Annotated in this window: 8 protein-coding genes; 5 read left to right on the top strand and 3 right to left on the bottom strand. The window is 67.1% G+C overall.

The window, feature by feature from the left end:
- A partial coding sequence (locus tag EGJ34_RS18695; RefSeq protein WP_185750246.1) for an alpha/beta-hydrolase family protein occupies positions 1–865 on the top strand: 865 nt, incomplete at its 5' end.
- Here EGJ34_RS18695 and EGJ34_RS18690 read toward each other — a convergent pair.
- Genes EGJ34_RS18690 through EGJ34_RS18680 form a run of 3 tightly spaced genes read right to left on the bottom strand, consistent with a single transcriptional unit; the run spans position 844 to position 2,393 of the window.
- Positions 844–1,371 carry a YqhA family protein gene (locus EGJ34_RS18690; protein ID WP_221740425.1) on the bottom strand — a complete coding sequence of 176 codons (528 nt, stop codon included), beginning with the start codon at positions 1,369–1,371 and terminating at the stop codon, positions 844–846. The genes EGJ34_RS18695 and EGJ34_RS18690 overlap by 22 nt on opposite strands.
- A 32-nt stretch (positions 1,372–1,403) precedes the next feature.
- Positions 1,404–1,919, bottom strand: coding sequence for a DUF6491 family protein (locus EGJ34_RS18685; protein WP_125361964.1), 516 nt, complete (start codon positions 1,917–1,919; stop codon positions 1,404–1,406).
- A gap of 15 nt (positions 1,920–1,934) precedes the next feature.
- Positions 1,935–2,393: a hypothetical protein gene (locus EGJ34_RS18680; protein ID WP_125361963.1), complete on the bottom strand. Its 459-nt coding sequence runs from the start codon at positions 2,391–2,393 to the stop codon at positions 1,935–1,937.
- A gap of 205 nt (positions 2,394–2,598) precedes the next feature.
- On the opposite strand from EGJ34_RS18680, the gene arcA reads away from it, so the two are divergent.
- From arcA to EGJ34_RS18660, 4 genes are all read left to right on the top strand, one after another.
- Positions 2,599–3,849 carry an arginine deiminase gene (gene arcA, locus EGJ34_RS18675; RefSeq protein ID WP_125361962.1) on the top strand — a complete coding sequence of 417 codons (1,251 nt, stop codon included), beginning with the start codon at positions 2,599–2,601 and terminating at the stop codon, positions 3,847–3,849.
- A gap of 19 nt (positions 3,850–3,868) precedes the next feature.
- Positions 3,869–5,020 (top strand): efflux RND transporter periplasmic adaptor subunit, encoded by a 1,152-nt coding sequence (locus EGJ34_RS18670; RefSeq protein WP_185750245.1) that lies wholly within the window; start codon positions 3,869–3,871, stop codon positions 5,018–5,020.
- On the top strand, positions 5,017–8,127 hold the full coding sequence (locus EGJ34_RS18665; RefSeq protein WP_125361960.1) for a multidrug efflux RND transporter permease subunit: 3,111 nt from the start codon (positions 5,017–5,019) through the stop codon (positions 8,125–8,127). The genes EGJ34_RS18670 and EGJ34_RS18665 overlap by 4 nt, the downstream gene beginning before the upstream one ends.
- Positions 8,120–8,961, top strand: an 842-nt coding sequence (locus EGJ34_RS18660) for a TolC family protein (RefSeq protein WP_185750244.1), incomplete at its 3' end; no start/stop codon positions are given. The genes EGJ34_RS18665 and EGJ34_RS18660, both read left to right, overlap by 8 nt.

Raw genomic sequence — 8,961 nt, 5'->3', positions numbered from 1 at the left:
GCGTGAGCTGCAGCGGCAGGGCGGCTTCCAGCGCGGCACGCTGGTGGTGATCACCCCGACCGGCACCGGCTGGGTCGACCCGGCGGCGGTGGACAGCCTGGAGGTTCTGCTGCGCGGTGACGTGGCCAGCGTGGCGGTGCAGTACTCGTATCTGTCCAGCCCGCTGTCGCTGCTGGTGGAGCCGGAGTACGGGCAGGAGAGCGCGCAGGCGCTGTTCGCGGAGATCTACGGGTACTGGCGGACCCTGCCGGAGCAGCAGCGGCCGCGCCTGTACGTGCATGGGCTGAGCCTGGGGGCCATGAACTCCGAGCGCTCGGTGAATCTGTTCGACATGATCGATACGCCGATCCACGGCGCGCTGTGGAGCGGTCCCCCGTTTGCCACGCGTTACTGGCGGCAGGTGACCGACAGCCGTGCGACCGGCTCGCCGGAATGGCGGCCGGTGTTCCGTGACAGCCGCAGCGTGCGCTTCATGAACCAGAACGGCAGCGCGGTGCCGGCCGCTGCCCCCTGGGGGCGCATGCGGGTGGTGTACCTGCAGTATGGAAGCGATGCGATCACCTTCTTCAGGGCCCAGGACGCGTGGCGCGAGCCAGAATGGATGAATGCTCCGCGGGCCCCGGACGTTGCGCCTGCCGTGCGCTGGTATCCGCTGGTGACCATGCTGCAGCTGGCGCTGGACATGCTGCTCGCGGACCGCACGCCGATGGGGTACGGACACGTGTTCGCACCCGCCCACTATGTGCTGGGCTGGCAGGCCGTGCTGGGTCTGGAAGACATGGATGCGGGCGAAGTCACGCGGCTGCAGCAGCAGCTGGATGCGCGGCGGCGCGCGCAGCGGGATCAGACCGGGGGCGGTGGCTGAGTGGGTGCGTCGCGGTGCGTGCCGGGCAGGCGCGCCAGACGGTCGGTCACAGACAGCACCACCGCGGACAGCAGCAGCACGCAGTGCAGGATCGCCATCCAGCGCAGCACCTCCGGGTCCACCGCCTTGCCTTCCTCGAGCTTCATGAAGATGCGCAGCAGCGCAATCGCCGAAATGGCGGTGATCGAGCCCATCAGCTTCATCTTCATGCCGCTGAAGTCCACCGTGCCCATCCAGGCCGGGCGCCGTTCGTGGCCGGATTCGATGCGGGCCACGAAGTTCTCGTAGCCCGCCAGGATCACGATCAACAACAGGTTCGCGATCAATGACAGGTCGATCAGTGCCAGGGCCAGCAGCACGGCGTCTACCGGGCCGAGCGAGGCGATCCGCACCAGATGTTCGTATAGCTCGCGCACGAACACCCACAGCAGCAGCAACAGGGCGACCACCAGTCCGAAGTAGAACGGTGCCATGATCCAGCGCGCATCGAACAGGCTGCGCGACATGGACCGGGCCGCCAGTTGGCGGACGGCCCGCCTCATGGCTCCTGCGAGGGCAGGTAGTCGCCGGGACGATCACTGACCTCCGGACCGGTATCCTCGACCACATCGGCTGCGCGATCAGAGCGCACGGTTGCCCGCATTTCCCGTCGCGCGTCACGCAGGCCGGTGCCGTCCAGGGGGCGGATGCGCATGATGCGACACGACTGTGGCATCGCGACGCTGACCGTACGCGGGATCACGCTGTCCCATCGCGCGCTTACCGTTCCAAACGAGTTGGTGATCTGGACGGTGTGTGCAATGGCCAGTCCCGTGCAGCGCCCGCGCAGCTGCAGCAGATAACCACGGCTCTGACTGATCCACACCGCCAGTGCGCGGTCGCCGAGTGGGGTCCACTGCGTATGCCGGACGAACCGGGTCAGGCGGAAGGACTGCACCGGCGGACCTGCATGTTCGAAGTACAGCGCAATGCGCTGGTCGGTGGTCATTGATGGCGTGGTCGAGCACCCGACCAGCGCCAGGGTCATGCCCGCCAGAAGCGTCCGGATACGCATGGCCTTCGGCTCCGTTCAGCGGCTGACGCGGGTGGTGATGCCGTCACTGGAGACGCGAACGCGGTCACCGACCCGGTAGTCTGCAGAGCTCCCGTCCTGGGCGACGGCCACGGTGCGGCCGTTCTCCAGCTGCACGGTGATCTCGACACCGTTGCGCGCTGAACGGGACAGTGCATTACCCGCAGCACCGCCCGCGGCGGCACCGGCGATTGCACCGACGGCGTTGGCTCGTCTACCTCCGCCCAGCGTGCTGCCGGCGATGCCGCCGATAGCCGCGCCAGTGACCGTGGCCACGCCGCGCGAATCGTTCTGGATCTGCACGTCACGAATGGCCTGGATGCTGCCCCATTCCACGGTCTGCGCCCGACCCACTTCGGACCGGTTGAACGTACTGGGGGTGGTATGGGTGGAGCATGCGCCGGCCAGGAGTGCGGCTGCCAGCAACGGGGCAAAAGTGATGGGGCGAAGCTTCATGATACGTCTCCTGCTGCAGGGGAGAAGATGCGCGGTGCGTACACCGGGCTGACTTGCTGAAGGAGTATGCGCGTGGTTCGGACAGTGCGAATTCAGTGTTTCAGGCAGCCGCTCTCGGTATTTCTACTGCTTTCTACGTAGGCGTGATCGTTTACGCGTCTTCGGCGGCTAGGATCAATTCATCTACCGTCGCGGAGAAGCTCCCATGTCCAACGCCCCCGTCTATGGCGTCCACTCCGAAGTTGGAACCCTGCGCAAAGTAATGGTGTGCGCGCCCGGGCTGGCGCACATGCGCCTGACCCCGCGCAACAAGGACGACCTGTTGTTCGACGACGTGATCTGGGTCGACAACGCCAAGCGAGATCACTTCGATTTCATGTCCAAGATGCGCGACCGCGGTGTCGAAGTGGTCGAGATGCACAACCTTCTGGCCGAAACCCTTGAAATCGAGGAGGCACGCAACTGGATCCTGGACAACCAGATCAACGCCAATGAAGTGGGTGTGGAGTTCATGTCCGAGGTCCGCTCCTACCTGCAGGGCTTGCCCGCACGAAAGCTGGCCGAAGTGTTGATCGGTGGCCTCAGCGTGGTGGACCTTCCGGAAGACTTCAGCGGGCCGACATTGCAGGCTGTGCGCGAAGTGCCGGATCTGGTGGGTTACCTGCTGCCGCCATTGCCGAACACGCTGTACACCCGCGACACCACCTGCTGGATCTACCAGGGGGTGACCCTGAATCCGTTGTACTGGCCAGCGCGGCATGAAGAGACCATTCTCACCACGTCCATCTACAAGTTCCATCCGGACTTCGCCTCGGCCGATTTCCCGATCTGGTTCGGCGACCCGACCCAGGACCATGGCAACGCCACCCTGGAAGGCGGCGACGTGCTGATTGCCGGCAATGGCATCGTGCTGATCGGCATGAGTGAACGCACCTCGCGCACCGCCATCACCCAGCTGGCGCAGTCGCTGTTCAGGAACAAGGCCGCCACCCGGGTGATCGTGGCGGTTATGCCGAAGCTGCGTTCGGCGATGCATCTGGATACGGTGTTCACCTTCGCCGACCGCGATGTGGTGACGGTGTTCCCAGGCATTGTCGATCAGATCCATCCGATCTCGCTGTATCCCAGCGACAAGGAACCCGGTTTCGAGATCGTGTTCGAGAAGGCGCACTTCAACGACGTGGTCGCCCAGGCGCTGGGCTTCAAGAAGCTGCGCATCGTGGAATCGGGTGGTGACCGCTACGCCGCCGAACGCTCGCAGTGGGACAGCGGCAACAACCTGGTGGCGATGTCGCCCGGCGTCGTGGTCGCCTACGACCGCAGCACCGCGACCAACACCGGCCTGCGCAAGGAAGGCATCGAGGTGATCAGCATTGTCGGTGCCGAACTGGGACGCGGGCGTGGCGGCGGGCACTGCATGACCTGCCCGTTGATCCGCGATGCGGTGGCCTTCTAACGGCGGGGAGAACCCTGCGATGCGTATCCTTCGGTGCAGGGCACGGGCGTGGCCGTGGTGGATGCTGTTGACCGTGGCGCTGGCCGGTTGCGGACGTGAGGACGGGCCGGGAACCGGTCAGCGCCCCCCGGTGCGGGTTGAAGTAGAGACAGTAACGGCGCAGGCCGTGCCCAATCTCGTGGAACTGCCCGGGCGGGTTGAAGCGGCGCGCTCGGCGGAAGTGCGCGCGCGCGCCGACGGCATCGTGGAGCGCCAGCTTTACGTGGACGGTACGGATGTCGCCGCGAATGCGCCCTTGTTCCGCATCGATCCGCGTGATCTGCAGGCACGTGTGCAACAGGCGCGCGCGTCGCTGGCGTCGGCAAAAGCCGCGCGTGCCCAGACCGCCTCCCTGCGCGCCCGGCTGTCGACGCTGGTGCAGCGCAAGGCGGTCAGCGTGCAGGAGTATGAGTCGGCGCAGGCCTCGTTTCGGCAGGCTGACGCGGCGCTGCTGGAGGCACAGGCCGCCGTGGACCGGGCCTCTCTGCAGCTGGACCATGCCACCGTACGCGCGCCGATTGCCGGCCGTGCCGGTCGGGCCCAGGTCAGCGAAGGCGCGCTCGTCAGCGCGGCCGGGGCAACCCTGATGACCCGGATCGATCAGCTCGATCCGGTGTTCGTGATCTTCAATCCTTCACATATCGCCATGAACGAGCTGGAGCGAGGCATCGCGGCGGGGCGGGTGGTCCTGGCTGATGACCGTCAGGTGGCGGTGACGATCCTGCGCGACGATGGCACGCCGATATCCACGCCGGGTGTGCTGGATTTCAGCGAGACCGCAATCGATCCTGCCACGGGCAGTCGCACCCTGCGTGCGCGTTTGCCCAACGCAGAGGGCCGGTTGCTGCCCGGCCAGTTCGTGCGCGGCATCCTGGCGGTCGGCACGGTGCCCCACGGCATCAGCCTTCCGGAACGTGCCATCCAGGTCGGCGAAGACGAAGCCAGCGTGATGGTGGTCAATGACGAAGGCATCGCCATGCGCCGGGCTGTGATGCTGGCCGGGCAGTCAGGCGGTCGCTGGGTGGTGCAGTCCGGGCTGAAGCCCGGTGAGCGGGTCATCGTGGACGGCTGGCACAAGATCCAACCGGGGCAACCGGTCAGCGTGGCGTCGCCCAAGGATGCGCCGCGATGAACCGCTATTTCGTCGACCGCCCGGTGCTGGCCTGGGTGATCGCACTGTTTGCGATCCTGTTCGGTGCCATCGCCCTGAGCCGCCTGCCGGTGGAGCAGTACCCGGATGTGGCCCCGCCGTCACTGAGCATTTCAGCCACCTTCGTCGGAGCCGATGCACAGACGCTGGACCGCACCGTGACCTCGGTGATCGAGAACGAGCTCAACGGCGTGGATGACTTCTTGTTCATGTCCTCCACCAGCCGCGCCAACGGCACCGCGCAGATCCGGGTCACCTACCGCAGCGGCACCGACCTCGATGTGGCACGCGCGCAGCTGCAGGACCGGCTGGCGCGGGTGGAACCCCGTCTTCCCGACGAAGTGCGGCAGATGGGCGTGCGCGTCACCCAGGCCAGCAATGGCTTCCTGATGCTGATCGCGCTGCAGTCCGAGGGCGACCAGTACTCGGCCCTCGAGCTGGGCGACTTCGCGGCCAACAATGTGGCCGATGAGCTGCGTCGCCTGCATGGGGTGGGTGACGTTTCGCTGTTTGGCTCCAGCTATGCCATGCGGATCTGGCTGGACCGCGAGAAGCTGCTGAGCTATGGCATCGCCCCGGGCGAGGTGATGGCCGCGATCCGTGAGCAGAACGCCCAGACCGCCGGTGGCGGTCTCGGCCTGCAGCCGACCACGGCCGAGACCGAAACCACCGCGCAGATCGTGCTGCGGGGCCGCTTCAGCACGCCGGAACAGTTCCGCCAGGTGATCCTGCGTGCCACGCCCGGCGCGGCCACTGTGCGCGTCGGCGACGTGGCCCGCGTCGAGCTGGGGCAGGACACCTACGCGTTCAACCTCAGCCTGAATGGCCGTCCCACCGCCGGTCTGGCCGTGTCGCTGGCATCCGGGGCCAATGCGCTGGCCACCGCGACCGCCGTGCGCGAGCGCCTGCAGCAGCTGGAGGCAAGCTTTCCCGAGGGCATGGTCTGGGTAACCCCGTTCGACACCACCCCGTTCATCACCGAATCGGTACGCGGTGTCGCCCTGACCATGGTGCAGTCGATGCTGCTGGTCTCGGTGGTGGTGCTGCTGTTCCTGCAGAGCTGGCGCGCGATGTTCCTGCCGACGCTGGTGGTGCCGATCTCGCTGCTGGGCGCCTGCGTCGGGCTGCTGGCATTGGGGGTTTCCATCAACCTGCTGTCGCTGTTCGCGATGGTCGTGGCGATCGGCATCCTCAACGACGACGCGATCGTGATCGTCGAGAACGTCGAACGGATCATGCGCGAGGAGGACCTTGCCGCGCCGGAAGCGACCGCCAAAGCAATGGGGCAGCTGAGTGGAGCCATCATCGCCACCACGCTGGTGCTGCTGGCGGTGTTCATTCCAATGGGGTTCTTCCCGGGCTCGGCCGGCGGCATCTACCGGCAGTTCGCGGTGACCCTGAGCGTGTCGCTGGTCGTATCCACCGTGCTGTCGCTGACCCTGGCACCGGCGATCTGCGCGGCGATGCTGCGGCCGCGCGGCGAGACCGGGCGCAACGGCGTGGTGCAGCGCCTGTTTGGATCCATCAACAACGGCCTGGAGCGCAGCAGCCGCGGCTATGCCGGTGGCGTGGGGCGGATGCTGCTGCGGCCGTGGCTGTGGAACGCGGTGTTCGTGATCGTGGTGGCGCTGACCGCACTGCTGTACATGCGGCTTCCCGGCGGCTTTCTGCCGGATGAGGACCAGGGCTACCTGTTCGTGGCCTACAACGCGGCCCCCGGGGCCACCATGGCACGGACACGGGCCGCTGCCGCGCAGGCCGAGGCGATCCTGCGCCGGCAACCGGAAGTGCGCAATGTGGCCACGGTGGTCGGCTTCAGTTTCTTCGGCCAGGGGCAGGCAGTGGGCATGTCGTTCGTCGACCTGCACCCGTGGGCGGAACGCGGGGGACGGGAACAGGGCGCGATGGCGCTGGCGCAGCGGATGAATGCGGCGTTCTCGCAGATCCCACAGGCCCAGGTGTTCGCACTGAATCCACCCGCGATCCAAGCGCTGGGCAATGCGTCGGGCTTCAGCATGAAGCTGGAAGACCGCGCCGGTGTTGGCAGCAGCGGGTTGACCGCTGCGGCGATGGCGATGACCGCGCGGGCCGCCGCCAGTCCGCTGCTGACGGGAGTGCGGCCTGAAGGCATGCCGCGCGCACCGCAGCTGTTCGTGGACATCGACCGTACCCAGGCGCGGGCGCTCGGCGTGCCGCTGAGCCAGGCCAACCAGGCACTGGGCATTCTGTTCGGGTCGGCGTACGTGAATGACTTCGTCCGCCAGGGCAACGTGCTGCGCGTGTTCGTGCAGGCTGATGCCACGCAGCGCATGCGCGCCGAAGATGTCAGCGACCTGCGCGTGATCGGCAGCCAGGGGCAGTCCGTTCCGTTCTCGGCGTTCGCGCGTACGCGCTGGACGGTCGGCGAGCAGCAGGTGGAACGTTACAACGGCTTCCTTTCGGCCACCTTATCAGGGCAGGGCGCGGCAGGCGTCTCCAGTGGTGCGGCCATGCGCGAGATGGAGCGGATTGCCGGCGAAGTGCTGCCGGCGGGCGTGCGCTTTGAGTGGACCGGCACCGCACGCGAAGAGCAGGAGGCCGCCGGCCAGGTGGGACTGCTGCTCGGGTTGGCGTTCGTGGTGGCATTCCTGCTGCTGGCGGCGCTCTACGAAAGCTGGATCACCCCGGTGATCGTGCTGCTGGTGGTGCCACTGGGAATCCTGGGGGCGGTGCTGTTCACGGCCGCGCGTGGCATGTCGGCAGACGTGTATTTCACGGTCGGGCTGGTGACCATCATCGGCCTGGCGGCCAAGAACGCCATTCTGATCGTGCAGTTCGGGCTGGATGAGGAGGCGCAGGGTGTTCCGCCGCGCGAGGCGATTCTGCGCGCGGCGCACCAGCGCCTGCGTCCGATCCTGATGACCAGCCTGACCTTCATCGTCGGCATGGTGCCGCTGGTGATCGCCACCGGTGCCGGTGCTGCCAGCCGTCAGGCGGTGGGTACCGGCGTGCTGGGCAGCATGCTCAGCGCGACCGTGCTGGGCATCTTCTTCACGCCGTTGTTCTACTACCTGCTGAGACGCAGGCCGGCGGAGAAGGCCGATGCGTAGCCGGGCTGCACGCGGATGGATGATGGCGCTGGCGGCAACCGCGCTGTGCGGCTGCAACCTTGCACCGCCGTACGTGCGCCCCGAGGTCGCGGTGCCGGCGTCCTACGTTACGTCGAGCGACGCCCCGGTGCAGGCCAACGGCATGAGCGCGCCGGCCATCGGCTGGTCCGCCTATTTCCAGGACCCGGTGCTGCAGGGATTGATCGAACAGGCGCTGCGTTACAACCGGGATCTGGCAGCGGCAACGGCGCGCATGGAGCAGGCCCGCGCCCAGTTCCGCATCCAGCGCAGCCAACGGCTGCCTGGGCTGGAGGTGAGCGGCTCCGGCCAGCGCCTGCGCACGCCGGTGAGTGCGGCCGAGGGTGCGGCCAGGGTGACGGTGGACAGCTATGCCGTGCAGGTGGGCATCCCGTCGTTCGAACTGGATTTCTGGGGTCGCGTGGCCAATCTCAGCGAGGCCGCGCGTCGCCAGTACCTGGCCACCGCAGAAGCGCGGGATGCAGCCGCGCTGAGTCTGATCGCCACCGTGGCCGCCAGCTATTACGCCGTGCGTGCCAGCGAAGCCGGCATCGTGCTGGCCGAACGCTCGCTGGCCAGCCGGCAGGAAACGCGTGAACTGGCACAGCTGCGCATGGATGCCGGGCTTACTTCGTCAGTGGATTTCAACCAGTCGTACGCACTGGTGACCCAGGCCGAGGTGCAGCTGGCCGAGCTGCGACGCAGCCACGGCCAGGCAGCGCAGCTGCTGCAGTTCCTGGTGGGCACCCCGCTGCCGCCCACGCTGCCCGCAGGACGACCGCTGGAGCCGGATGCGCAACTGGCCCGGCTGCAACC

Origin of the sequence: Stenotrophomonas sp. 278 (assembly GCF_003935715.1) — a bacterium.
In the GTDB taxonomy this organism is placed as follows: domain Bacteria; phylum Pseudomonadota; class Gammaproteobacteria; order Xanthomonadales; family Xanthomonadaceae; genus Stenotrophomonas; species Stenotrophomonas maltophilia_AH.
This window is presented reverse-complemented; position numbering and strand designations above follow the sequence as displayed.

Bases quoted from the DNA above. Each gene is read 5' to 3' on its own strand.
- EGJ34_RS18690 (WP_221740425.1), bottom strand. From the start codon at position 1,371: ATGTCGCGCAGCCTGTTCGATGCGCGCTGGATCATGGCACCGTTCTAC.
- EGJ34_RS18685 (WP_125361964.1), bottom strand. From the start codon at position 1,919: ATGCGTATCCGGACGCTTCTGGCGGGCATGACCCTGGCGCTGGTCGGG.
- EGJ34_RS18680 (WP_125361963.1), bottom strand. From the start codon at position 2,393: ATGAAGCTTCGCCCCATCACTTTTGCCCCGTTGCTGGCAGCCGCACTC.
- arcA (WP_125361962.1), top strand. From the start codon at position 2,599: ATGTCCAACGCCCCCGTCTATGGCGTCCACTCCGAAGTTGGAACCCTG.
- EGJ34_RS18670 (WP_185750245.1), top strand. From the start codon at position 3,869: ATGCGTATCCTTCGGTGCAGGGCACGGGCGTGGCCGTGGTGGATGCTG.
- EGJ34_RS18665 (WP_125361960.1), top strand. From the start codon at position 5,017: ATGAACCGCTATTTCGTCGACCGCCCGGTGCTGGCCTGGGTGATCGCA.